A 24262-nucleotide genomic window follows, 5' to 3' on the forward strand; every position below is an offset into this window, starting at 1 on the left:
TACTTTCTGGAGACGACCGACGGTCGAGACTGCAAGAGCCGAACCGACGCGAGCCCCGCTTTCGGGCCGACCGTTCGCCGTCGGGAGTGGTTTCGATGTGGCGTCCGACTGCGGGCGGCCGGCTGGCCGCCGGGGCGCGAGCGAACAGCTCACCTACGCACCCAGCGAGCATATCACTCGCGCTCGAGCAGGCCCAGCACCACGGAACAGCCACAGGAGCTGACGAAGCGGTGTGAAGCCCGAGCGCGGTCGAAATCAACACGGAGCCTTTTTCGCCTGGATTTTGCTCCGGCGCGACATCGCAAGGCCGCGAGCCGTGTGAACGGACGCGAAGCGTTCGTCAACAGAAAGCGGGTAGCCGGAAGCCGATCCGGAAGGAAAAGCGGTGGACGTTAGTCTTCGGTCGTCGTCTTGTCCACGTCGAGTTCGCCCTGATAGATCTCCGCCCCGTCCTGTGCGACCTTTTCGGCGAGGACGGCGCATTTGACCCGCATCGGCGAGATGTCGACGCCGAGCATGTCGATCACGTCGTCACGGTCCATCTCCTGGAGTTCCTCGAGGGTCTTGCCGGCGAGTTTCCCCGAGAGCATGCTGGCGGAGGCCTGACTGATCGCACAGCCGTCGCCCTGGAAGGCGACCCGTTCGATGGTCTCCTCGTCGTCGGCGAGTTCGACGTCCATGCGAATCTCGTCGCCGCACATCGGATTCTCGCCGATGTGGGTGAACGTGGGATCCTCGAGCTCCCCGTAGTTGCGGGGGTTCTTGTAGTGGTCGAGGATCTGCTGTCGGTACATATCCGAGCCCAGTCCCATTGTTGTGTGCGGATAGGCCAGTGAGTTGTAAAAGGGTTCCGGGGCCGAAACGACGCTCGAGTCCGTCTGCGACGGTTCCGAGTCCGGATCGAGATCCGTTCGTCACTCGTTCGGTCAGCGGCGAGTCCCCCGCTGCGTCGCGGGCTCACTGCGGCGTTTCCTGAACGATCGCGAACCAGAACTCCTCGACCGAGTGAACGAACTCGACGAAGTCGTCGGGTTCGACCGGTTTCTGCAGGTAGGTGTCCGCCTCGATGCCGTGGGATTTCACAATCTTCTCGCCGGCGTCCGAACTCGTGAGTACGACGACCGGAATCCCCTCGAGTTCCGGTTCGTTTTTCAGTTCCGAGAGGACATCGATCCCGCTTTTGCCGGGTAGCTGTGGCTCGAGGAGGATGATATCCGGCTGTGGCTCGTCCGCGTTCTCGCCGCGCTGGGCGAGGAACTCGAGCGCGGCCTCTCCGTCGGAGACGGTGTGGATGGTATTCACCAGCTTCGCGTCTCGAAAGTTCTCCTCGAAGAGACGGCTGTCACCGGGATTGGGTTCGACCAGCAGAATCTCGATCAGATCCTTCGGCCGCTCGTCGTCCGGGGCCATTTGCATGAGATATCATACGCTACGTTAAAAACTCGCGTTCGCCGCAATCGAACACTCCGTCTTTCGGACGGCTTACGTCGGTCAATCAAGTAGTTTGGATTCCGGTTCTCCGTCGGTGGGCCGGAATTTTGCGACTCGCCGGTGGCGGTTTCGCTTGGCGTCACTCGAGCCGCCCCCCGATATTTATCCCATCTATCAACAGTAGATATAAGTCACCGATGTCGACAATCAGACTGGAAGCCGGTCTCCGAACGCGCGAGCGATGGGGGCGTGAACCGAAACGCCCCGGGTGCAGGGACACCCGAGGCCTGGCTTCCAACCCGCGAGGGTTCGAAAGCCATGATTGCGTACATTCTATCGGGATATAAACGCCCCGCACGACAGTGGAATCAACTCGAACGACCAGCGACGGCACCCGATCGTCGACACAGATTACGTCGCCCACGTCGTCCGGGGTGGGAGCGATGACCGACGACGGTGTGCCGATCGATCCGAGCACCATGACGACGGCGACGGCCGACGAGGCCGCGGACGCGACCGACTGGTCGCTCCCCGCCTGTCCCGAGTGCGGTCGCCCCGTCTGGATCGTGACCGTCGCCGGCCCCGGCGTGGGTACCGCGTCGCCGTGTGGCTGTGCTGTCGTTCCGGGCGGTCTCGAGCACGAGTAGTCGGACCAGGCTCGAGTCGGTGCGACCGGCTCGCGTCTTTCCTGATGGGTGAAGACGGCACGAGAAATTACGTCGGAACTCGATTCGCGGTTTTTGAAGGCTGGCTCGGTGGCTTTCGGATGAAACGGATGTAGCTAGACGGGTATGCGAGCGGGGCGACACTTCACTCACGCCAGCTCATCTGTTCTGGCGGTTCCCGCTTTTCGCCCTTTGCGAGTCGGTCTGTCGGCCAGACGGTCACACCGAACATCGCGAGGTAAAATAAACTCACGACGGCGACCACGAGTGTCCCGGGAACGGGACCTATCGCCGCGGCTTCCCACACGCCGTCGGGCGAAAAGATGGCGATGCGGAATCCCCACGAGGCAACGATAATCGTCATTAGCGGGAAATAGACGCGCCTGAGCCGTCGTGAGAGCGCTTCGAGGAACGGGACCTTAGAGTCGGTCGTCGAAGGTCGTCGGCGAGGAACTCACGCCACTGCTCGTGGACGGCCCCCTCTGGGTCGGCCGCGTTAGCGAAGATGTTCTCCTCGACGAGCCGGACTCGAGACCGCCAGATATCGTAGATCCGGTACCGCCGCGTCTCGATGTAGAGAAATATCGTTACGGCGGCGAGGCTGCCGAGGATGATGTAGTGAGGGCGGTCGGCCGCCGAGAATGCTCACGTGATCAGCGTCGCCACGAGCCCGACCGCCCAGTTGGTCGTTCGGTCGATCCGTGTCCGCCAGTGGGTCGTCCGGCCGAGTTCACCGCGGTAGAAGTGTTGCATGAGGCCGACGAACTCGGCCCGCTGATCGGCAAGTTCGGCGGCCACCTCTCGCTCGTTTCGCCCCTCCGGGTCGAAGTCGTCGTCCTCTTCGTGTGCCATATTCTCACGTGGTTGACGAGAGCCAAAAGTGTCCGTGGCGCCGTCTTGGGGACGATTTCGCTGAGGTCGCCGAATCACACCAAGTTAGACCGTATTCTCGGTCATCAGACAGCTCAGCGCTTATCAGATGAAGTGAACGAGAAGCCGGTGTTGCGTGCAAGCTCTATAGACGAACGGTCTCCTGTCAGAATGGGGCATCTATACATGCCGTTTACGTCCTCTATTCAGCACGGTCGGGACGATCTATCCGACTACTGTTAGAAACTGTCTGCTGGATATAGAGGATGAGTTCAGCACGATGATCTCGTTTGTTTCACGACCGATCTACTGAACCAACTATTCCGTAGATATGCTTATTGATCGCTGGAATTCCTCCCAATCAGCGTATCTCTTCAAAGAGTCGCGCTGAATACAGGGCGCGAATGCCACGGGGATTCAGCTTGATTTACGAATGGTGGTGATTGGCCAGTTCAGGCACTACGTCTACCCGCATGGGAGCCGAAGGTACGACCAATATGAGTGTCATTGTGGAGTTTACCCTTGACGACGAAGACTTCCGGTTGGGGCAGGTGCTCGCGGAGCCGCCCGACATGTACATCGAACTCGAACGTATCGTCCCTACAGGGAGTTCACTTATTCCGTTCCTGTGGGTACAATGTGAGGACACCGAGACGTTTAAACAGCGGATCAATGAGAGCGAACACATCACCTCGTTCACGGTGCTTGACCGGTTCGACGACTGGGTGCTGTACCGGATGGAGTGGAAAACCGAACAGCAAGACGTCCTCGAAGGGCTCGAAATCAGCGATGCTGCTGTGCTCGAAGCCTACGGCAATAGTGGCTGGACGTTCCGATTGCGCTTTCCCACCCACGATCAAGTCTCCCAGTTCTACAACTACTGTATGGAGTACGAGATCCCCATCGACATCACGCGGAGCTATACCCTCACCGAGCGATCCGACGTCGCTCAAGAGTTCGACCTCAGTAACGAACAGCGCGAAGCACTCGTCCTCGCCCTTCAACGCGGGTACTACGACACGCCGAGCGAGGTGACCATGAGCGATCTTGCCGACGAACTCGGGATCTCTCAGCAAGCCGTGTCGAACCGCATCCAGCGTGGAACCAAGAAGGTCTTCGAGCGGACACTGCGATAGGGTGCGGATTTCAGATGCATACCCGGATTCAGTAAAAGGGGTTGTGATCACAATGGATAGGAGTTCTTCTGATCGTATTCTAGGTTGGCTTAGTGACTACCGACCCATCCGCGACGGGGGCTGATCAAGCCACTTCATCTGGCCCCGAAGCAAGCCCTATCGAGATTCTGTTGATCGAAGCCAATCACGGGGATGTGAGACTCATTCGGGAGCGATTCGTGGACGCTGGCATTCTGAACGACCTCCACGTCGTCTACGATGGCGACGAAGCGCTCGATTTCGTTCACCAGCGAGGCGACTACACGGATGCCTCTGTACCGGATATCGTCCTCCTTGATCTGAAACTCCCGGGAGGGCGCAGCGAGGATGTGTTGGCAACGCTCGATGATCAATCAGAATTCGACCGCATCCCGGTGATCGGGATGACAAATTCACCTACAGAGACAGATATCGCTCAATCGAGGGGCTTCGACCCGGACGGCTACATACACCAGCCGTTCGATCCCGGTGAGTTTCTTGATATCGTTAGAGAGTTCGAAGGGTTCGATCTGTTGCTTGTCAAGAAGTCATCCAGTGAAACAGTCTGACTCCTGTACCTGTCTAAAATGTTGATGGTGGGCCGGGATTTCAGATGAAGTATTTTTCTCACACTCTGCTGAGTATACTCTCTATATTCAGCAGGCGGCTTTTGGCATAGTTCGGACAGATCGATAGCCGCTTCGGTAACTGCTTGCTCTGTACTGAGCGATCACCACTCTCGTAGATCGGCCCCGACCTCGTGCCGCATTCGCGCTCTGTGTTTTGCACAGCCTTGACGAGCCATCGAATTGTTGTCAGGAACAGTCGACTGGATATAGCGGATGAGTTCAGCGTAATGACTCTGGTTATTTCAAGTTGAAATTCCTGGATCAGCCGTTCAAGATAGTTGCACACACAACGCTGGGACTTCTAGTAACTCCTCCCACACAGAACATCACGCCCAGGTTCACTTTCAGCCCAACCGGTACAGAGCAAAAACATATAAACTCTGAAATTTACGATATACTTACAATTATGCGAATCGTTATAGTATCGTGAGTGATGATACCGTGACCCAAAGCGAACTCTCACGACGAACCGTCCTCCAGCGGGGTGCCGTCCTCTCGACTTCCCTCGGACTGGCCTTGGCGACCACGACGGGCCAGGTCGCCGCAAAGAGCGATGCCGAATTGATCGAGGCTATAGCATCCGAAGCAGGCATGTCACAATCGGACACGAAAACGGCTCTTGATGGATTTGTCAATGCGACTACGGAGGCGCTGAAGAAGAACGGTCGGGCCTCGTGGGCCAGATTTGGATCCTTTAGCATCAGCAAACGGTCTGCACGTACGGGGCGCAACTCCCGAGCAGATACAGAACGGGAGACTGCCCCTGCGAACGCTGTCCAGTTCAGATGCAGTGACGAATTGAGTGCCGCACTCGACCTCCTCCCGGGTGAAGGCGACGAGCGTCGTCTTGGCCGTCGAGAGCGGGACGCAACTGCCCGTCCAACCGACGAAAATCTGATCGACGCCGACCGACTCGCGTCTGAAACCGCTATTGCGAGAGAGACTGCAACCGCGTTTCTCGACGCGTTTATCAATGCAACCACGAAGGCACTGAAGAAAGGAGACAGGCTCTCACTGATCGGCTTCGGTTCGTTCAGTATTTCGAAGCGCTCCGCGCGGACAGGGCGCAACCCTCAGACCGGTAAAGAGATTCAGATCGCTGCTAAGAACGTCGTGAAATTCAAGGCAGGAGCCGAGCTATCCAAAGCGGTCAACTAGGGATCGTCTCGGCTAGCGAAAGAGCTGACGCGCCCGGCGAGAGCTTCGCTCTCGCTGGCCGTCACTCACTTCGTTCGGGAAGACATCGTCGACATCTCCTCGCAATCCGTTGTTCGCTTACGCGAACAACTGTCGTGCGTCGTCGATCGCCTCGACGAGCTTGTCGATCTCTTCTTTCGTGTTGTAGACGTAGAACGAGGCTCGAGCCGACGCCGCGACCCCCAATTTGTCGTGCAGCGGCTGGGTACAGTGGTCGCCGGCGCGAATCGCGACCGCGTGGTCGTTCATGATCGAGGCGAGGTCGTGGGCGTGGACGCTCTCGAGGTTGAAGCCGACGAGGCCGCCGCGCTCCGGGCCGGGTTCCGGGCCGTAGATCTCTACGTCCGGCTCGGCGTCGAGTTGCTCGTAGGCGTAGCGTGCGAGTTCCTCCTCGTGGGCTTCGATGCGGTCCATACCGATCTCCTCGAGCCAGTCGATGGCGGCGACGAGGCCGACGGCTTCGGCGATCTGTGGCGTCCCGGGTTCGAACTTCCAGGGGAGCTCGTCCCAGGTCGAGTCCTCGAAGGTGACCTTGCGGATCATCCCGCCGCCGTAGAGATACGGCTGCATCTCCTCGAGCAGTTCCTGCTTGCCGTAGAGCACGCCGATGCCGGTGGGGCCGGCCATCTTGTGGCCGGAGAAGGCGTAGAAGTCGGCGTCGATGGCCTCGACGTCGACGGGGCGGTTGGGGACGGCCTGTGCGCCGTCGATGAACGCCAGCGCGTCGTGGTCGTGGGCAATATCTACCAGCTCGGAGACGGGGTTGACGGTACCGAGCGTGTTCGAGACGTGGACCGCCGAGACCATCGCGGTGTCGTCGGTGATGATCTCGCGGGCGTGGTCCATATCGAGGCGGCCCTCCTCCGTGATCTGGATGTACTTCACGTCGGCACCCGTTCGCTTGCCGATCTGCTGCCAGGTGACCAGCGAGGCGTGGTGTTCCATCTCCGTGAGCACGACCTCGTCGCCGGGTCCGAGCTCGTTCAGGCCCCAGGAGTAGGCGACCAGGTTCTCGGCCTCGGTCGTGTTCTTGGTGAAGACGACCTCCTCGCGGCCGCTCGCGCCGATGAATTCCGCGACGCGGTCGTGGGCTTCCTCGTAGGCGATCGAGGCTTCCTGACTCAGGTGGTGGATGCCGCGGTGGACGTTGGCGTTGTACTCGCGGTAGTAGTCGCTCATCGCGTCGACGACCGGATCGGGCGTCTGGGTCGTCGCCGCGTTGTCGAGATAGACGACCTGCTGGCCGTCGAATTCTCGCTCGAGGATCGGGAACTCCTCCCGGATTGCATCGACGTCGAGCGGCTCGAGCTGTCGTTGACTCATTAGTGACTAGAACGAACCCCACGCAAAACACTCCTTCGGTCCGGCCACTGCCGACGTGGCCGCGACCGCGGTCATCCGGCTGGAATTGCCGATTCCGATCCGATTCGGCGACGCGGAGCCGAACGGCTACACGCAATCGGGCCGGGGAACGGAAAGGGGGAAGGGGAGGTGGAGGGGGGTGGAGGGAGGCGGGTTCGGGAGGTGAAACGGCAGGGCGTGGGAGGTGGGGGAGGTGGTACCCTGGTGGGGGTCCCTGCCGCAATATGGACTTCGTGTGCATCGGAAATACCGGTGGCTCCAAACAAGTTTGGTACTCGCAACTGCTGCCGATGTGGCGACTCGAGATCGGTCGTGTTCGCCTGACGGTTCGCTACTCCCACGGCGGTTCGGTAACGACCGACGGCTGCGTGTTCCCCAGCAGCAGTTCCGCGTACCGCGCGAGGAGCCAGCCCACGGCGTTGAACAGATGAAGCACGACGAGGCCGACGAGGACGCCGATCGCCGAGACGACGAGCGCCGCCGGCAGCGAGTCGACGTGCAGCGAGAGCAGTTCGCCGTCGGCGATCGAGAGCGTGACCGGTGAGACGTCGACGGTCCAGCCCTCGTGTTGATAGGTGAACTCGGGGACGAATTCGATCGGATCGCCGATGTGGATGCCGACGGTATCGCCCCGGTAGTGCAGCGGCGCGGCGACCAGTGCGTACGTGAAGGTGACACCGACGGTGAGGGCGACGAACGCGGCCGTTCCGTAGAAGAACTTGCTGAACAGATAGATCACACCCTTCCACGTGCCGCGGTCGACGACGAGCCGTCGCGCCCGCTCGCGGACGCTCCGGGCCGGCTCCGCCGTCGGCACCTCTGCCTCGAGCAACCGCTCGGCGAGGCGTCGCTCGAGGGCGGCCAGCTGGTTGGCGGCGAACAGAGTCACAAGCGCGGCCGGCAGGCCGATGCCGAGCCCGAGCAACGCGATCGGAATTCCGGCGATCAGGAGCACGAGCGGCTCCGACAGGCCGATCTGGACGAACGCGAACGCGAAGCCGGCCGGCAGCGCGAAGCCAGTCACGAGCATCGTAAAGTAACCGACTCCGAGCGGGAACGCGAGCAGGAGATAGAGGAGCGTGTAGTAGGTCTGCCGGCGGGCGACGACTCCGACGAACCGGCGACACCACCGTCGAACGCGAGCGAGCGCGGCCAGCGGGTCGGACGTGCGCGGCGAACTCATGCGGTATCGGGCCTCCTGAACGACCGAACGATCGAAACGAGCCCGAGCAGGTGGCAGGCGGTGACGACGAGCAACACCGTCGCGTCGGTCGCGCCGGTCGCCAGATCGACCGTATGCGAGAGGGCGAACGGAACGACCGTCAGGAAAGCGACGCCGACGGCCAGAAACAGCATCGGTTTGCTCTCGTTGCGGGCGTACCCCCGGTACGCCGTCCACGCCACCACCGACCCCAGCGCGGCGCTGGCCAGCCCGACGAAGAAGATCGTCGTCTCCTCGTCCAGCCCGAAGACCGTCGTCTCGAGGACGGGGGCGACGCGGAGTCCGGCGACGGCTGCGAGTCCGGTCATCGCCACCACCTCGAGCGTGCGGGGAGTTCGGTCGCAACTGATCCAGAGGCGTACAGCGGCGCGGAGCGTGGTTCAGCGTTCATGGGCGTCCGTAGACGGTGTAGAGGATCGCCGTGAGGCCGGCGATCTCGCTCGTCGTTGCGACGACGCTCGTCGTCAGCGAAGTCGCCCCGAGTAGCGTGGGCAGCAAGAACCGAACGACCGTCGGTACGGCGGCCAGCAGCGCGATTCCGAGCGCGAGCCAGAGCAGCGCCGGGCGGCGCGCGTCCCGGTAGCCGTCGTAGGACCGCTTCGCGATCCAGCAGGCGATCACGAACGCGATCGCTTGCCCGACGAAAACGGCGATGGCGACCGTCGGCGCCCCGCCTTCGACGGTCTGAAGTGGGATTCCGAGCATCGTCACAGGTCCTCGAACAGCCGGGTGAACCGGTCGGCCGGATCCTCGTCGCGGCGGTACACGTCCAGTTCCATCGAGCCCTCGGCGATCTCGATCGCCACGCGCTCGAGTCGCGTGCTGTAGGTCTTGTAGTGGTGGCCATCGGGATCGAGCTCCTGGTATTCGTCGAGGAACCCCTTCGCCTCGAGCCGGTCGATCCGTCGATAGATCGTCGGCGGCGAAGCGTCGCAGCGGTCGGTGAGTCGGTCGACGGACATCGGTTCCTCGCTGGCGGCGATGAGGATACGCCGGGCGTACTCGTCGTCGAGCAACGCGAGCACCTCCTGGCCCTCATCGTCGGTCATCCAGTGATTCGTATGGACAGATGATATAAAAGAACCCACAGTTTCCGACCGTGAAACCGTGGCTGCCGGTCTATTTATACGGCGGCTGAAGTCGCTGACGAGATGAGCGCGATAGAGACGTCCGGTTTGACCAAGGAGTACGGCGACCTTACCGCCGTCGACGATCTCGATCTGACCGTCGACGACGGCGAGGTGTTCGGCTTCCTCGGCCCGAACGGCGCGGGGAAGTCGACCACGATCAACATGCTACTCGATTTCACGCGCCCGACGGCGGGCTCGGCGACGGTCCTCGGCTACGACGCGCAGACCGAAGCCGACGAAATCAGCCCTCGCGTCGGCGTCCTCCCGGAAGGGTTCGACGTCTACCCGCGCCTGTCGGGTCGGCGCCACATCGAATTCGCGATCGAGACGAAAGACGCGGGCGACGACCCCGACGAGATACTCGAGCGCGTCGGCCTCTCCGCCGACGACGCCGCGCGGCCCGCCGGCGACTACTCGAAGGGGATGCGCCAGCGGCTGGCGACCGGCATGGCCTTAGTCGGCGACCCCGACCTGCTGATCATGGACGAGCCCTCGAGCGGGCTCGACCCCCACGGCATCCGCGAGATGCAGGACCTCGTCCGCAGCGAGGCCGAGCGCGGGACGACCGTCTTCTTCTCGAGTCACATCTTAGAGCACGTCGAAGCCGTCTGTGACCGCGTCGGCGTCCTGAACGAGGGCGAACTCGTCGCCGTCGACACGATCGAGGGGCTACGCGAGGAACTCGGTGGCGGCGCGACGCTGACGCTGACGCTCGGTGGTCCCGCCGTCGAACGGCGAGCGGTGGCCGACGGCGTTCCGGGCATCACCGACGTGACCGCGTCCGGCCGCACGCTCGAGTGTACGATCACCGACTCGACGGCGAAAGCCGGGGTCGTGACCGCGCTCGCCGACGCCGGCGCGACGATCGAGGATCTGCGACTCGAGGAGGTCTCGCTCGAATCGCTGTTCACGGCGCTGACGAACGGCGACGCGTCCGAGCCGGCGGCGAACGCGGAGACGCCGGAGACGCTCGAGGCGGAGACGGGGGTGGCGCGATGACCTCGCATATCACCACCGTCGCCCGCAAGGAGTTCGACGACGCCGGTCGGTCGAAGCTGCTCTGGTCGTTGATCGGGCTGCTCGTCGGCCTCGTCGTCATCGGCTACGTCGCGATCTGGTATTCGGTCGACGACGTGACCGCGGCCGAGGTGCTGAGCTTCCTCGGGACGCCGCTGCAGGTGATCCTCCCGGTCGCGGCGCTGATAGCCGGCTACATGGCCGTCGTCGGCGAGCGCCGGTCGGGCAGCGTCAAGCTCCTGCTCGGCCTGCCGCCTAACCGGACCGACGTCGTCTTCGGCAAGCTGCTCGGTCGCATGGGCGTCGTCGGACTGGCCGTCGGCCTCGCGTTCCTCGCCTCGCTCGTGCTCGGTGCGCTGTTCTTCGGCTCGGTCCCGTTCGTCGACTGGCTCGGCTTCGCCGCCGTCTCGCTGCTGTTCGGCACGACGTTCGTCGGGCTGGCCGTCGGCGTCTCGGCCGGCGTTTCCACGCGCGGCAAGTCGATGGCCATCGTCGTCGGCCTCTACATGATCTTCGTCGCGCTCTGGGAACTGCTCACCGCCGGTCCGTACTACCTCATCTACGACGAGCCCGTACCGGTCGAGGCAGAAACGTGGTTCCTGATCTTAGAGCAGTTCAACCCGATCCTCGCGTACACCAACCTGGCCAGCTCGATCGTCGAGGGCTCGATCTTCCCCTTCCAGTTCCGGTACGGCCTCCAATCGATGGAAGCCTCCGGCATGACCCCCGCCGAACGCTATCCGGGCGACGCCCCGTTCTACCTCGAAGACTGGTTCGGCGTCGTCGTCCTGCTGTTCTGGCTGGTCGTGCCCGTCGCGATCGGCTACTATCGGTTCCGACGAACCGATCTCTAGGGCTCTCGAGTCGGTCGCAGAAAATCGACCCCCGCTGACGCACGAGGGAATTCGGCCGCGCTACGACATCCGCAGCAACTGCGCGTGCAGCGTCGACCCGACCTCGAGGACGTTCGCCTCGTCGATGAAGCCCGCCTCGACGGCCAGTTCGACCGCGCGGGTGCCGACGATGTTGGCGACGTCCGCCTGCGCGAGGCTCTCGAGGACGGCGTTCTCGTCGGCCGCGTCGCCGCCGTAGAACTCCTCGGTGACGGTCAGGGAGAGGTCACCGTCCTCGAACGTCTCGCCGAGAACGTCCTCGTCGCAGACGGCGACGAGCAGTCCCTCCTGGGTCTCCCGTTCGTTGACGATCATCTACTCGAGTTCCCACTCGCGGTCGTCCTCGTCCTCGGCGTCGCCCGTGAGGTCGCCGAGCCCGAGGTCCTCCAGTCCGACGTCGCCCCGCTGGGGCCGTGACTGCCGTCCGGCTCCGAGTCCGGGCTGGCCGCCGGCTCCCGGTCCGGCACCGGCTCCGGCGCCGCCCGGTCCCTGGCCGTACATCTCCTCGCGGTCGTCTATCATCTCCTGTTCGGCCCGTTCGCGCATCTGGTTCGCCTCCTCGGCGATCTCCTCTGCCTGATCGAACTCGCCGAGTTCCTCTAAGATCTCGGCTTTCTCCTCGAGCACCTTGGCGTTGCGCAGGCCGAGCCGGATCGCGTTGTCGATACAGTGGAGGGCTTCTTCGGCCAACCCGCGCTCGGAGAGGAAGAAGGCGCGGTTGAACCAGCCCGCGGCGAACCGTTCGTCGATCTCGATGGCGCGCTCGGCGTGCTCTAAGGCCTCCGAGGTCTCGCCGAACTCCCAGAGCGCGTAGGCGAGGTTCGTCTCGGCGGTCGCGGCGTGTTCGCTCGAGTCGTCGATCCGCAGCGCCTCGCGGTGGGCACCGATCGCCTCGTCCCACTCCTCGAGTTCGCCGTGGGCGACGCCCTTGTTGACCCAGGCCTCCTGCTCGAGCCGCTCGTCTTCGGCGTAGCGGGCGGTCCGCTCGAAGGCGTCGGTGGCCTGTTCGTAACGGTTGATCTGCATGTAGTTCAGGCCGACGTCGAGCAGTTCGCTCGCGTCGACGTCGTCCTGATCGATGTTGTGCTGGTCTAGCGTGTCGGTGACGACGCGGGAGTCGACGGGGTCGACTTTCGAGGGATCGACGCCGAGCTCCGGCGGGTCCAGGTCGAACTCCTCGTAGGGATCGCCGAACCCCTCTCCTTCGGAGAAGCGATGGTCGCGATCGTCGTCTCGGTCGGTCATTGTCTCGAATTGGCGGTGACGACTGTTAAGGGCTGCGACCCGGGCACAGCGGCACTTCGACGGCGACACGTTGCGGCCTGGAACGCGTCTCAGACCCGCCCACTGAATCGTCTGGTGACGCCTCGAATCGAATGCGTGACCGCGCCCGGATGGGGCAGCCCCAGTCGATAGCGGACCCGGTCTTGCCGTTTGAACGGCTCGAACACCGCCGGCTCCGCGAGCTCCCAGATCCGGGCCTGCGATCCTCGAACCCCGCGTCGCTCGAGGACGGCGTTGGCCGCCCGCCGGCCGGCCTCGTTGGCCGACTCCATCGAGGCCAGATCGGCGTTCGTCCGAACGTAGTCGCTGGCCACCGTCAGGTTCTCGACGGCCACGTCGGCCGGCGGCCGGTTCCGCAGCGAGCCGACGGTGTTGATCAGCAGCGGCGAGCGGTTCTCGACACCGCCGTCCGTTTCGACGATCGCCGGATCGAGGAACCAGTCGACGAGCAGATCGTCGTGGAGCCGCTGGTCGGGCCCGTTCAGGTGATTCTTCAGCTGCTCCCAGATCTCCGTCGCGATTTCGTCGCGCGTACACTCTCTCGCCGGTTTGTCGTAGAGTATTCCGGGGGTGTCCCAGTCCGAGGCGATCACCGAGAGGACGCCCTCGACGTCGTCGGGACCGTGGCGCTCTACGTCGTAGCCCGTCCAGAACTGTCGTTGCGAGATCGAGGTCAGCGCCCAGGGGGCGTCGGCGTAGACCTGATGGCCACGGGTCAGATCGACGTTGTCGGCGAGGTAGAACTGGATGCCGTTCATCCAGGCCGTATCGAGCTGCCCGATCCGCTCGAGTTCGGGGACGCTCCGGGCCAGTTCCGTCGGGATCAGTTTCGGGGCGACCTCGACAGGGACGGCGAGGACGTACTCGTCGGCCGCGATTGCCTCCCCGCTGGCCAGCGTCGCGCCGGTAACGCGCCGGCCATCGGTCTCGAGGCGCTCGACGGGGGTGTTCGGCCGGAACTCGACCCCGAGCGACTCGAGGTGGCGCAGCCAGGGGTCGATCCAGGCCTCGCTCGTCGGCGCGTTCAGGACCCGCTCGGTCGATCGCGTCGGATCGAGCTGGCCGAACAGCAGCTGGAGGTAGACGGTGCCGATCGTCCGGGCGCTGCCGACCTGCGGCCGGAGCGCGACGAGCGACTGAACGGCGAACGCGAGCCGGTCGCGGAACTCCGGGGAGCGGTTCTCGGCGTCGATGAACTCCCACCAGGAGACGTCGTCGAGTTCGTCCTCGCGGCGGGCTTCGCAGGCCGTCAGCAGGTAGAACAACCGCTCGAGCAGGAAGCGCACGTCCCTGGCGGGCAGATCCTCGGCGAAGGCCGGTCGCAGTGTCTCGAGCCACCCTCGAACCGAGTCGGGCGTGGTCGTCTCGGCGATCTGGCCTGGCCCCGTCGTGCTCGCGATGAGCGTCGCCTCGGTCTCGACGAGGTTGTCCGCGACAGTGCCACCGCCGTCGGGGATCCGCTCCATCGTGTCGATGACGTGGCGGTAGAACGCCGGAAAGAACCGGAAGCCGTGCTCGCCGTGTAAGGGCGCCGGCTCGTCGGAGATCGGCATCGAGCGGGCCTTTCCGCCGAATCGGTCGTTTGCCTCGTAGACGGTCACGTCGACCCCGCGCTCGGCGAGTTCGTGTGCCACGGTGAGGCCACCGATTCCACCGCCGAGGACGGCAACGTCAGTCATTGGTCGGTCTGCGGCCCGGACGGGCATAACAGCCGTCCCTAACTACGAATCCTCGAGCCGGCGCGATCGTCAGTTCTCTATGTGCTCGAGGACGGCGTCGGTCGTCACGACGTCGCCGTACTTCGCGTCGATGTCGAGGAGATTCGCCCTGTGCGGTCCCTCGGCCCTGTCGCCGACGGCGTCGGCGGGGACGATCGTGCGGTAGCCGTGCTGGAGGCTGTCGACCGCCGTCGCGCGCACGCAGCCGCTGGTCGTAACGCCGACGATGACGAGCGTATCGACGCGGTTCGTCGTGAGCTCCGACTGCAGGTCGGTCCCGAAGAAGGCGCTGGCGTACTTCTTCAGGATGACGCGCTCGTCGCCGACCGGGGCGACCCGATCGTCGACCGCGACGCGATCGGTACCGAGCCGGAGCTCTTTGAGCGCGGGGACTTTCTCGACGAACATCCCCGCGTCGCCGTAGGACTCCTCGAACGCGACGGTGGTGAAGTAACGCGGGAGATCGCGCTCCCGGAAGGCCTCGAGGAGGCGCGCGGTCGCCTCGAGTACGTCGTCGACGTCCGACCCGAGATTCGACTCGGGATCGGTGAAGGCGTTGATGAGGTCGATGACGAGCAGCGCGGGCCGCTCCCCCATCCCGACGCTCTCGCCGAATTCGCGGTCGTCGTAGCGTTCCTCGGTGGCTTCGATCCAGTTCGCGGCGCGTAGTGTGTCGTCCGGTGGCATCGTGTGGTGGAAAGGGGTCGTCTCGAGGCGGTCGTCGATCGCTCAGTCGTGGCGGTCGTCGAACTCGCGACGCTCCTCGGCGATCCGGTCGGCGAGTTCCGCGTCGTCGGGCAGCGGTCCGTAGTCGAACTCCGCGAGTTCGTCGCGGGTCTCGCGCCGGTCCGCTCGCGTCTTCTCGGTCGCAGTCTCGTCGACGGCACCGTCTTCGGTGACGACGACGCCGTACTCCTCGCGGGCCGTATCCGTCGAGACGAGCCCCTGCCGGACCTCCTCGGCGACGAGTTCGGGGTCGCGTTCGAGGGGGTCGCCCAATCCACCGCCGCCGGCGGTCCGGAACACGAGCTTGTCGCCGGCAGCGACGGCGACGTTCTCGACCTTGGAGGGGAGTTCCTCCTCGGTTCCGTCCGTTCGGATGAGCTTCTTCTCGCTGGTCTGGGCGTGATTCCCGCCGTCGACGCCCCACGGATAGGTGTGTGCGCGGTCGTCCTGGAACGTGATCGCGCCGTCCTCCTCGAAGGTGTAGACCTTCGTGATACCGTGGCCGCCTCGGAACTCGCCGGCACCGCCGGTGTCGGTCCGCGTGCTGTACTCGTCTATGGTGAGGGGGTAGTAGGCCTCCTGGTACTCGGCGGGAACGGTCCGGAACAGCGGCCACCAGGAGTGGCCGTCGAGCCCGTCGCCGCCCGGGCGGGCGGGGATGCCGCCGTAGAGGATCTCGAGCATCTGGAAGTCGTTGCCCTCGGAATCGGTGCCGGCGTAGACGAGGTTCGGCGAGGTGCCGTAGCTCCCCGCGACGGAGAAGCCGTCGATCAGCTTCGAGAAGGTCGCCTGCAGGACGTCGAACTGGCGGGCCATCAGCGGCAGGCGGTTGCCCAGCGCGGCCGGGAACTCCGGCTGGACGACGCTCCCTTCGGGCAGGTTGACCTCGAAGAGGTCGTAGTAGCCGTCGTTGAACGTCAGCAGCGGGTCGAAGGCCATGATGAGGAAGACCCCTGTGAACATCTTGAACATCTTCTCGTTCAGGAGGAAGTTCACCGTGCCGGGGACCTGATCGTCGGTTCCCTCCCAGTCGAGGTAGACGGTGTCGCCCTCGCGGTAGATCTCGAGGTGGAGTTTGATCGGCCCGTTGCCCATGCCGTCGTCGTCGACGTAGTCCTCGAAAGTGTAGCGCTCGCCCTCGGGCACGAACTCGCGGATGAGGTCGATCATCCCGTCGCGGGTGCGATCGAGGATGGCGTCACAGCCCTCGAGGTAGGTCTCCTTCCCGAACCGCTCGCAGAGCTCCTGCACGCGAGACTCGGCGACGGCAGTCCCGGCCGCGAGCGCCTTGATGTCGGCCTCGGCGTGTTCGGGGAGGCGCGTGTTGTGCGCGAACGTCTCGAGGAGTTCGCTGTCGAACTCGCCGCCCTTGTAGAGCTTGACCGGCGGGAGGCGCATTCCTTCCTCGAAGATGGTCGCCGCCTGGACGGGCATGCTGCCGGGGGTCTTCCCGCCGACGTCCATCAGGTTCCCCCACTGGCTGCCGAAGCCGACGAGGTCGCCCTCGTAGAAGATCGGTCGGAGCAACAGCATGTCCGGCGTGTGCGAGACCGCGCCGGCGCACATGTAGGGGTCGTTGGTCGCGATGACGTCGCCGTCGTTCAACTCGTCCCAGCCGAAGGGAGCGTTCTCGATGATCGTGTCGATGGCGCTGCCGAACTGGCCCATGACCATCCGCCCCTGCGGGTCGGCGATCAGCGGGAACTGGTCGGACTGCTCCCGGATGACCGGGCTGATCGCCGTCGTCTCGAGGACGCGGTCCATCTCGTGGCGCGTGTTCGAGAGCGTGTTCTCGATGATGTCGAGGGTCGTCGCGTCGATGTCGTGGTCCCCGACGAAGTCGGGCGTGGCGTCCGCTGCGTGCTGGCTCATTTCGAATCACTCCGGTTGATCTCGAGGTTCGCGTACCGATCGACCGTCGCCGCGTGATCCGGCTGGACGACGACGGTCGAGTCGTCGTCGGTGACGATCGCCGGGCCGGCGATCGCGTTGCCGGGCTGCAGCTGCGCGCGGTCGTAGATCGGCGTCTCGTGGTAGCTGTCGTCGAAAAAGACGTCCTGCGTGCCGACGCGGGCGTCGCTTGCGTCCTCGTCGCCGAGGTCGCGCTCTTCTAACGTGACGCCCTGCATCGTCCCCTTCCCGATGACGCGGAGGTTCGCGATCTCGAGGGGAGCGTCGAGCGAGAAGCCGAAGCGCTGGTCGTGGCGCGCCTCGAAGTCGTCTTTGATCTCCGCGATACCCTCGTCGCTCCTGAGGTTCGCGAGGTCGATCGGGATCGACATCTGAACGTCCTGGCGGTAGTACCGGCAGTCGGCGTAGTACTCGAAGGCGTGGTTCGCCTCGTCGACGCCCTCGGAGACGAGCCAGTCGGTCGCTTCGCCCCGGAGGCCTTGATACGCGTCGTACACGTCCTCGCCGTCGACGTCCTGGTCGGTCTTCAGGTAGGTCTCGGAGAACTCGTTCTGTACGTCGCTGGTCAGGAAGCCGAAGGCGCTCATGACGCCCGGCCCCGGCGGGACGATCAGCGGGTAGGCGTCCATCACGTCCGCGAGCGCGTTCGCGTGCATCGGGCCGGCGCCGCCGAAGGCGACGAGCCCGAAGTCCCGCGGGTCGTAGCCGCGCTCGACGGAGACGACCCGGAGCGCGCCGTACATGTTCTCGTTGACGATGTCGAGGATCGCCTGTGCGGCCTCCTCGACGGAACTGTCGCGCTCGTCGGCGACAGTCCGGATCGCGTCGCGGGCCGCGTCGCGGTCGAGGTCCATCGTCCCGCCGAGCCGGACGTTCGGCGGAATCCGGCCGAGGACGACGTTCGCGTCGGTCACGGTCGGCTCCTCACCGCCCTGTCCGTAACAGGCCGGTCCCGGATCCGCGCCGGCGCTCTCGGGCCCGACCTGAAGCGATCCCGACAGCTGGACGCGGGCGATGGAGCCGCCGCCTGCGCCGACCGTGTTGACGTCCACGGCCCGGGACTTGAACTCCCGATAGCCGACCTTCGTCTGGCGCGTCGTCTCCGGTTTGCCGTCCTCGACCAGCGAGACGTCGGTCGAGGTGCCGCCCATGTCCAGCGTGAGCACGTCGGGAACCCCTTTCTTCTCGGCGATGGTCGCCGCGCCGACGACGCCGCCCGACGGCCCCGACAGGGCGAGTTCGACCGGCCGATGTTTCGCGGCCTCGGAACTCATCAACCCGCCGTCCGAGCGGACGACGTTCATGGTCGCCGACGAACCGGCCGCCTCGAGCGAATCGTCGAGGTCGTCGAGGTAGTCGATGACCTGCGGCCGGGCGTAATCGTTGATGACCGTCGTCAGCGTCCGCTCGTACTCGCCGTACTCCGGGACGATCTCCGCGGAGATCGACACCGGGAGGTCCGGACACTCGTCCCGGATGATATCCCGAACGCGCCGCTCGTGAGCGGGGTTCAGATACGAGTTCAGCAGCGCGACGGTCAGCGACTCGACCCCCGAATCGGCGAGCTCCTGGACCGCCGCTCTGACCTCCGCCTCGTCGATCGGCTCCTGCTCGGCTCCGTCGGGCGAGGTGATCCGGCCGCCGACGCTCCGCGTGTCGACGAGGTCCGCCAGCGGCGCCGGCTTCTCCATGTCCATCCAGCCGTAGAGCGGGCCCGGCGTCCACGCCCGCGCCAGATGGAGGATGTCCTCGTGACCCTCGCTTGTAAGCAGCCCCACTCGGGAGCCGGTCTCCTCGAGCAGCATGTTCGTCACGACCGTCGTCCCGTGGAACAACAGGTTCAGGTCGCCGACGGTCGTGTCAGCCTTGTCGACGGCCTCCTCGATTCCAGTGATCACGCCCTCGGACGGGTTCGCCGGCGTGGATAGCACCTTGTCGATCGTGAGTTCGTGGGTGTCTTCGTCGAAGACGATTACGTCCGTGAACGTCCCACCCACGTCCACTCCTAGGTTGTGTGCCATTTGTTATCGTACGGGTATCAAAACCATAGCGTTTCGAGTAAGCGTTCTCCCAACCAGTGGGGGCGGTTTATATGCAACACCTCGATCGGGGGTTGAGGAAGCTAGGTCGGAGTACTCGCCGAACCGTTCGCTGTGCTCTCGATAATTGGTGCGTATCGTAGCAATTCTCACCGAATTCTTCCGTACGACGCGTCCAGTGGCTCGTCGCTGTCCCGACCGAGGGTATATAAACAGCCAACACTGGGTGGACCAACTGTCTTCGGTCGGGAGGGAGTGGTACGGGGCAATGGCTGCTCGAGAACGAACCGGTCCGCTCGACGGACTCCGGGTCATCGACATGTCCGGAATGATAAGCGGTGCCTTCGCGACGACGATGATGGGCGATTTCGGCGCGGACGTCGTGATGATCGAACATCCCGACAACGGCGATCCGATCCGCGAATGGCCCCAGAAGACCGAGAGCGGGGAATCGCTGGCCTGGAAGTCGCTGGGACGCAACAAGCGGTGTATCACGCTCGATCTCGGCTCCGAGCGCGGGCGCGAGATCGCGCTGCTGTTGATCGAGGACGCCGACGTCGTCTTCGAGAACTTCCGGCCGGGAACGATGGAGCGGTGGGGACTCGGCCCCGAGGACGTCCACGCGGTCAACGAGGCGGCGATCATGGTCCGGCTCTCGGGCTACGGCCAGACGGGGCCGAAGTCCCAGAAACCCGGCTTCGGGACCATCGCGGAGGGCATCTCCGGCTGGGCGCACGCCAACGGCTTCCCGGACAGCGAGCCGCTGCTCCCGCCGATCAGTCTCGCGGACCTGACGGCGGCCCAGTTCGCGATGCAGGCCACCATGATGGCGATCTTCGAGCGCGACGTGGGCCGCGGCGGGAGCGGCGAGGGACAGGTGATCGACGTCTCGCTGATCGAACCGCTCTGGCGGCTCTTCTTCGGCGAGGTCGAGGCCTACGACCGCATGGGTCACGTCCGCGAACGGACCGGTAACCAGCACCCGAGTACCGCCCCGCGGAATATCTACGAGACCGCCGACGGCTACATGACGATGTCCGCGTCGAACCAGAAGATCTTCGAGCGCGTCGCCGAGGCCATCGACAAGCCCGAACTGATCGAGGATCCCCGCTTCGAGGACAACGAGGCCCGCGTCGAGAACAACGAACCGCTCAACGCGGCCATCGAGGAGTGGACGCGCCAGCGGACGACCGAGGAGGCGACCGAAATCCTCGAGGCCCACGACGCCATCGTCGGCCCCGTCTACGATATGGACGATATCTTCGCGGACGAGCAGTTTCAGGCTCGAGACAGCATCATCGAGGTCGAGGACCCGGACGTGGGATCGATCAAGACCTTCGCCCCCATCCCGAAGTTCTCCCGGACGCCCGGCGAGGTGGAGTTTCTGGGCCCGGGACACGGCGAGCACAACGAGGACGTCTATCGGGGCGAACTCGGGATGACCGACGAGGAGTACGCCGAACTGGAAGCGGAGGGGATCATATAGATGCAGCTGACCGACGTGACGCTCCGGGAAGGCGATCAGATGCCCGGCCGCGAGTACACCGCGGAGCAAAAGATCGAGTGCGCCCGCGCGCTCGACGACCTCGGCGTTCCATTCGTCCAGCCCGCCTTTCCCGCGACGGGAGAGAAGGATCGAACCGTCGTCGCGGAACTGAGCGGCACGACCGACGCGGAGATAGTCGCCCTGGCCCGCGCCCTCGAGCGCGATATCGACGCCGCGGTCGACGCGGGGGCCGACGTGGTCGAGACGTTCGTCTCGGTCTCGGACAGGCACCTCGAGCACCTCCTCGACGCGTCACGCGAGGAGATGCTATCGATGCTGACCGATGCAGTCGATTACGTCGTCGACCGGGGTGCGACGCCACACGTCACGCTCGCGGACGCCTTCCGCACGGATCGCGAGGACCTGGTCGAGGTCTTCGAGGCGATCCCGAACGTGCCGTTCGTCACGCTCGCGGACTCCGTCGGAGCGCGGACCCCGGCGACCGTCTCCGCCCGACTCGATCGGCTCGCCGACGACGTCGACCTCTCCCGCGTCGGCGTTCACTTCCACGACGACATGGGCTGTGGGACGGCCAACGCCCTGACCGCGTATCAGGCCGGCGTCGCCAAGGCCGACGTGAGCGTCGCGTCGCTCGGTGAACGAGCGGGCAACAGCTCGCTCGAGGAGGTCGTCGTCGCCTGCGCCGTCGACCTCGGGGACGATCTCGGCATCGAGACGGACGAACTCGTCCCCGTCTGCCGGGACGTACTCGACACGCTCGACGAGGAGTACGGCGACCGGAAGGCGATCCTCGGCGAGGAGATCTCGGAACACGAGTCGGGGATCCACACCGCGGCGATGCTCAGCGACCCCGCGACCCTCGAGCCGTTCGACCCCGCCGACTTCGGCGGCAACCGTCGGCTCGTGTTCGGCAACCCGACCGGGAACGACGGCGCGCGCAAACTCCTCGAACGAGCCGGCCTCGAGCCCGACGACGAGACGGTGGCGGCGTTCAGAGCGACGCTGGCCGAGCGCGGCCCGCTCGAACTGGACGAGGCCGTCGCCCTCGCGAAACGGGAGTTTATCGACTGATCACCGCCCTTTCCGTCGACCGAGCCAACACTGGTCGGGTATACTTACGCAAACGTTATACTGTGGGAGAGGGTAACATACGAGCGACGACCGGCGAAGATGTTTCAAGCCGAAATCCATCTCCAGCAGGAGAAAGCCTGCGTCCTCGACGACTTCGCGGATCACTTCGGCACGTCGTTCGACGTCGAGATCGAGGAACTTCACGACCACCTCGTGACGTTTACGATCCGCATCGAAGAGCCGTGCGAGGAGTACGTCGAGTTCTTCAGAAACGCCGAGCAGGTCGAGCACATCGAACGGCTCGACGAGGCCACGTATCTGATAACGAAGACCTCGTGTGGCGCGTACTCCGCGGTCGACCGGAACCACGGCGTCCTCCGCCGACAGAGCCGCGTCCGCGGCGATCGCCGCGTCTACACCGTCCTGTTCTTCCGTCGGGAGGATCTGCGGGCCATGATCGACGACTTCAGCCGGATCGGGACCGTCACGCTCGGCAAACTCACAGAGTTCGAACGGTCGAAATCGATGCTCACCGACCGACAGCTCGAGGTCGTCACGCGCGCCCTCGAGGAGGGGTACTTCGAGTGGCCGCGGACGATCGACAGCGAGGAACTCGCCGACGAGTTGGGGATCAGTCGGACGACGATGCTCGAACACCTCCGGAAGGCGCAGTCGAAGCTGCTGACCAGCGCTATCGAGGAAAACGACCGACTGAAGCCGACGGAACGGACGGAGCCGTAGGTCGACCCGACGTTCAAGAGCCGCCCGCCCGAACGCTCGCGTATGCGACTGTTCGTCAGCGTCGACCTCCCCGACGACCTCGCGGACCCGGTCGCCGACCTGCAAGACGAGTTCGCGGGCGCGAGCGGACTGAACTTCACTGATCCGGCACAGGCGCATATCACGATGAAGTTCCTCGGCGATGTCGACGACGGTCGAGTACCCGACCTCGAGCGTGAACTCGCCGCCGCGGTCGACGACGCCGACATCGACTCGTTTACCGTCCGGTACGGCGGACTCGGCGTCTTTCCGAGCCTCGAGTACATCAGCGTCGTCTGGCTGGGCGTCGAACGAGGCGGTGACCGACTCACCCGGCTGCACGAGGCGGTCGAGGACCGGACGACCGCGATGGGGTTCGACGCCGAGGACCACGACTTCACGCCTCACGTCACGCTCGCGCGGATGAAACACGCCGGCGGAAAGGACCTCGTACAGGAGCTCGTCCGGGAGCGCGATCCGACGGTCGGCGAGGCCCGCGTCGACGAGATCCGCCTCACCGAGAGCACCCTCACGGACGAGGGGTCGGTCTACTCGACTATCGAGTCGTTCCCGCTCGAGTAAAGCGAGCGCCGCGCAGTCGCCGAGAGACGACTGTCAGCCGAACGCGAAGGTCAGGGCGACCCCGGCGGTATAGTCAGGAATTACAGAACTGGGTATCATGAGGGGCTTCGGTGTAGCGGGCAGGGAGAATGCCCGACGACGCCGCGAGCGCGAGCAGTCGGCTGTCCGTTACCCGCCGGGAGGCCCTCGCCGCGATCGGCGGTGCGGCCCTCGCGGCTCCCACCGGTACCGGCGCGACCGCCGTCGCCGGGGACCGCCCCGCTCCCGTTCTGGTTCGCGTCTACCCCGGAGCCGTCCCGCTTCAGGCTCGGCTGCGGTACGGCCCCGACGCGCTTCGCGGGGACTGGCCGCGTCCGTTCGGGGAGGCGCTGGCCGCCGTCGAGTCCGCCTTCGAGCAGGTCCTCGCCTACGCCCGCGAGCGCTCCCGGCTCGAGGACCTCGAGGTCCGGGTCGAGCGCGGCCCCGCGATCCGGTTTCCGCCATCGACGACGCCGCTGTCGGCCGATGCCGTAGTGCCCTCGCTCGAGGGCCTGCTCGACCGATTCCGCGACCGACTGCGAAAACGGGACGCGATCACCGACCGATCCTGTCACCTCCTGTTGCGCTGGTCGCCGCTCAACTACCGCGTCGGCTACGGCGGGACGGTGTCGCCGCACGCGCTGACCGGCGGTCCCGACGGCGGCGGCGACGCTCAGTCGGTCGCGAACGTCGGCGCGACCGAGGTCTGGGACTCGCCAGCGGTGACGCGAAACATCGCGATCCACGAGACGCTCCACACGTTTCTCTCGAGCGGCGTCGTCGCCGACATCGGTGACGCGGTCTGCGATCACGAACTCGGGGAAGCCGTTCGGACGGCCCCGGACACCGTGCGCGTCTCGCCGATGGCGACCGCCTACGCCGGCCCGGATCGGATCGGCGGCGGCACGCGGTTCCACGGGACCGGCTGTTACGATCACGACCGGTTCTATCGCCACGGCGGCACCGACGGCGTCGAGCACTGGACCTACACGACGGAACTCAGCGAGGCGACGCTCGAGGGCGTGACGCGGTATCTCGAGCGGCGGTTCGAGGGCTGACGGCCGCTCGGCCACGCCT

24 protein-coding genes and 2 pseudogenes are annotated in these 24262 nt (G+C 64.8%); 12 read left to right on the plus strand and 14 right to left on the minus strand.

The features are described 5' to 3' along the window. Positions 1-392: 392 nt before the first annotated feature. Entirely contained in the window at positions 393-812 is a 420-nt protein-coding gene (gene sufU / locus NDO75_RS13595; RefSeq protein ID WP_310906975.1) for a Fe-S cluster assembly sulfur transfer protein SufU, read from the minus strand. A gap of 145 nt (positions 813-957) precedes the next feature. After that, the gene (locus tag NDO75_RS13600) at positions 958-1410 is read right to left on the minus strand and encodes a response regulator (protein ID WP_310906976.1); all 453 of its coding nucleotides are present in this window, start codon (positions 1408-1410) and stop codon (positions 958-960) included. A 464-nt stretch (positions 1411-1874) separates the two neighbouring features. Here NDO75_RS13600 and NDO75_RS13605 point away from each other — a divergent pair, with 464 nt between their 5' ends. Beyond that, positions 1875-2078, plus strand: coding sequence for a hypothetical protein (locus NDO75_RS13605; RefSeq protein ID WP_310906978.1), 204 nt, complete (start codon positions 1875-1877; stop codon positions 2076-2078). A gap of 163 nt (positions 2079-2241) precedes the next feature. Here NDO75_RS13605 and NDO75_RS13615 read toward each other — a convergent pair. After that, positions 2242-2948 (minus strand): annotated as a pseudogene (locus tag NDO75_RS13615) (DUF2270 domain-containing protein). 515 nt (positions 2949-3463) lie between these two features. On the opposite strand from NDO75_RS13615, the gene NDO75_RS13620 reads away from it, so the two are divergent. The 4 genes and pseudogenes from NDO75_RS13620 to NDO75_RS27775 all read left to right on the plus strand — a co-directional run bounded on the left by NDO75_RS13620 (position 3464) and on the right by NDO75_RS27775 (position 5907). Next, positions 3464-4102, plus strand: a complete 639-nt coding sequence (locus tag NDO75_RS13620; protein WP_310906980.1) for a helix-turn-helix domain-containing protein — start codon at positions 3464-3466, stop codon at positions 4100-4102. 92 nt (positions 4103-4194) lie between these two features. Next, on the plus strand, positions 4195-4689 hold the full coding sequence (locus NDO75_RS13625) for a response regulator (RefSeq protein WP_310906981.1): 495 nt from the start codon (positions 4195-4197) through the stop codon (positions 4687-4689). Between the two features lie 501 nt (positions 4690-5190). After that, positions 5191-5550: pseudogene (locus NDO75_RS27770) on the plus strand (HU family DNA-binding protein); the annotation flags it as partial. A gap of 93 nt (positions 5551-5643) precedes the next feature. Beyond that, complete coding sequence (locus tag NDO75_RS27775) at positions 5644-5907, plus strand: HU family DNA-binding protein (protein ID WP_345784907.1); 264 nt, start codon at positions 5644-5646, stop codon at positions 5905-5907. 117 nt (positions 5908-6024) lie between these two features. Here NDO75_RS27775 and NDO75_RS13635 read toward each other — a convergent pair whose 3' ends face one another. The 5 genes from NDO75_RS13635 to NDO75_RS13655 form a co-directional block, all read right to left on the minus strand. After that, a complete protein-coding gene (locus NDO75_RS13635; RefSeq protein ID WP_310906985.1) occupies positions 6025-7269 on the minus strand; it encodes a cysteine desulfurase in 1245 nt (414 codons plus the stop codon). Between the two features lie 370 nt (positions 7270-7639). Further along, positions 7640-8491: a sensor domain-containing protein gene (locus tag NDO75_RS13640; RefSeq protein ID WP_310906987.1), complete on the minus strand. Its 852-nt coding sequence runs from the start codon at positions 8489-8491 to the stop codon at positions 7640-7642. Then, the gene (locus NDO75_RS13645; protein ID WP_310906989.1) at positions 8488-8838 is read right to left on the minus strand and encodes a hypothetical protein; all 351 of its coding nucleotides are present in this window, start codon (positions 8836-8838) and stop codon (positions 8488-8490) included. Before NDO75_RS13645 ends, NDO75_RS13640 begins: the two co-directional genes overlap by 4 nt. 79 nt (positions 8839-8917) lie before the next feature. Next, positions 8918-9235: a hypothetical protein gene (locus NDO75_RS13650; protein WP_310906990.1), complete on the minus strand. Its 318-nt coding sequence runs from the start codon at positions 9233-9235 to the stop codon at positions 8918-8920. Positions 9236-9237: 2 nt separating this feature from the next. Further along, a complete protein-coding gene (locus NDO75_RS13655) occupies positions 9238-9579 on the minus strand; it encodes a winged helix-turn-helix domain-containing protein (RefSeq protein WP_310906992.1) in 342 nt (113 codons plus the stop codon). 102 nt (positions 9580-9681) lie between these two features. Between NDO75_RS13655 and NDO75_RS13660 the strand changes: the two genes are divergently transcribed. Both NDO75_RS13660 and NDO75_RS13665 read left to right on the plus strand, forming a co-directional pair. Continuing rightward, positions 9682-10659: an ABC transporter ATP-binding protein gene (locus tag NDO75_RS13660; RefSeq protein WP_310906993.1), complete on the plus strand. Its 978-nt coding sequence runs from the start codon at positions 9682-9684 to the stop codon at positions 10657-10659. Beyond that, a complete protein-coding gene (locus NDO75_RS13665) occupies positions 10656-11531 on the plus strand; it encodes an ABC transporter permease subunit (RefSeq protein WP_310906994.1) in 876 nt (291 codons plus the stop codon). The genes NDO75_RS13660 and NDO75_RS13665 overlap by 4 nt, the downstream gene beginning before the upstream one ends. A gap of 60 nt (positions 11532-11591) precedes the next feature. Here the strand turns inward: NDO75_RS13665 and NDO75_RS13670 are convergent, their stop codons facing one another. The 6 genes from NDO75_RS13670 to NDO75_RS13695 all read right to left on the minus strand — a co-directional run bounded on the left by NDO75_RS13670 (position 11592) and on the right by NDO75_RS13695 (position 19230). Then, the gene (locus NDO75_RS13670; protein WP_310906995.1) at positions 11592-11885 is read right to left on the minus strand and encodes a DUF424 family protein; all 294 of its coding nucleotides are present in this window, start codon (positions 11883-11885) and stop codon (positions 11592-11594) included. Further along, complete coding sequence (locus tag NDO75_RS13675; RefSeq protein ID WP_310906997.1) at positions 11886-12815, minus strand: tetratricopeptide repeat protein; 930 nt, start codon at positions 12813-12815, stop codon at positions 11886-11888. A gap of 89 nt (positions 12816-12904) precedes the next feature. Then, positions 12905-14533 carry an FAD-dependent oxidoreductase gene (locus NDO75_RS13680; protein ID WP_310906998.1) on the minus strand — a complete coding sequence of 543 codons (1629 nt, stop codon included), beginning with the start codon at positions 14531-14533 and terminating at the stop codon, positions 12905-12907. Positions 14534-14602: 69 nt separating this feature from the next. Beyond that, positions 14603-15259, minus strand: coding sequence for an isochorismatase family protein (locus NDO75_RS13685; protein WP_310906999.1), 657 nt, complete (start codon positions 15257-15259; stop codon positions 14603-14605). 42 nt (positions 15260-15301) lie between these two features. After that, positions 15302-17170 carry a hydantoinase B/oxoprolinase family protein gene (locus NDO75_RS13690; protein WP_310907001.1) on the minus strand — a complete coding sequence of 623 codons (1869 nt, stop codon included), beginning with the start codon at positions 17168-17170 and terminating at the stop codon, positions 15302-15304. Beyond that, positions 17167-19230, minus strand: a complete 2064-nt coding sequence (locus tag NDO75_RS13695; RefSeq protein ID WP_310907002.1) for a hydantoinase/oxoprolinase family protein — start codon at positions 19228-19230, stop codon at positions 17167-17169. The genes NDO75_RS13690 and NDO75_RS13695 overlap by 4 nt, the downstream gene beginning before the upstream one ends. A 286-nt stretch (positions 19231-19516) precedes the next feature. Between NDO75_RS13695 and NDO75_RS13700 the strand changes: the two genes are divergently transcribed. The 5 genes from NDO75_RS13700 to NDO75_RS13720 all read left to right on the plus strand — a co-directional run bounded on the left by NDO75_RS13700 (position 19517) and on the right by NDO75_RS13720 (position 24243). Beyond that, on the plus strand, positions 19517-20734 hold the full coding sequence (locus tag NDO75_RS13700; protein ID WP_310907003.1) for a CoA transferase: 1218 nt from the start codon (positions 19517-19519) through the stop codon (positions 20732-20734). Beyond that, entirely contained in the window at positions 20735-21826 is a 1092-nt protein-coding gene (locus NDO75_RS13705) for a citramalate synthase (RefSeq protein ID WP_310907005.1), read from the plus strand. It begins immediately after the preceding gene. Positions 21827-21925: 99 nt separating this feature from the next. Continuing rightward, entirely contained in the window at positions 21926-22567 is a 642-nt protein-coding gene (locus NDO75_RS13710) for a helix-turn-helix domain-containing protein (protein WP_310907007.1), read from the plus strand. Positions 22568-22609: 42 nt separating this feature from the next. Next, complete coding sequence (thpR, locus tag NDO75_RS13715) at positions 22610-23167, plus strand: RNA 2',3'-cyclic phosphodiesterase (RefSeq protein WP_310907008.1); 558 nt, start codon at positions 22610-22612, stop codon at positions 23165-23167. A 128-nt stretch (positions 23168-23295) separates the two neighbouring features. Next, positions 23296-24243, plus strand: a complete 948-nt coding sequence (locus NDO75_RS13720) for a hypothetical protein (protein ID WP_310907009.1) — start codon at positions 23296-23298, stop codon at positions 24241-24243. Positions 24244-24262: the final 19 nt, after the last annotated feature.

Source organism: Natrinema sp. 1APR25-10V2, assembly GCF_031626495.1.
GTDB lineage: Archaea > Halobacteriota > Halobacteria > Halobacteriales > Natrialbaceae > Natrinema.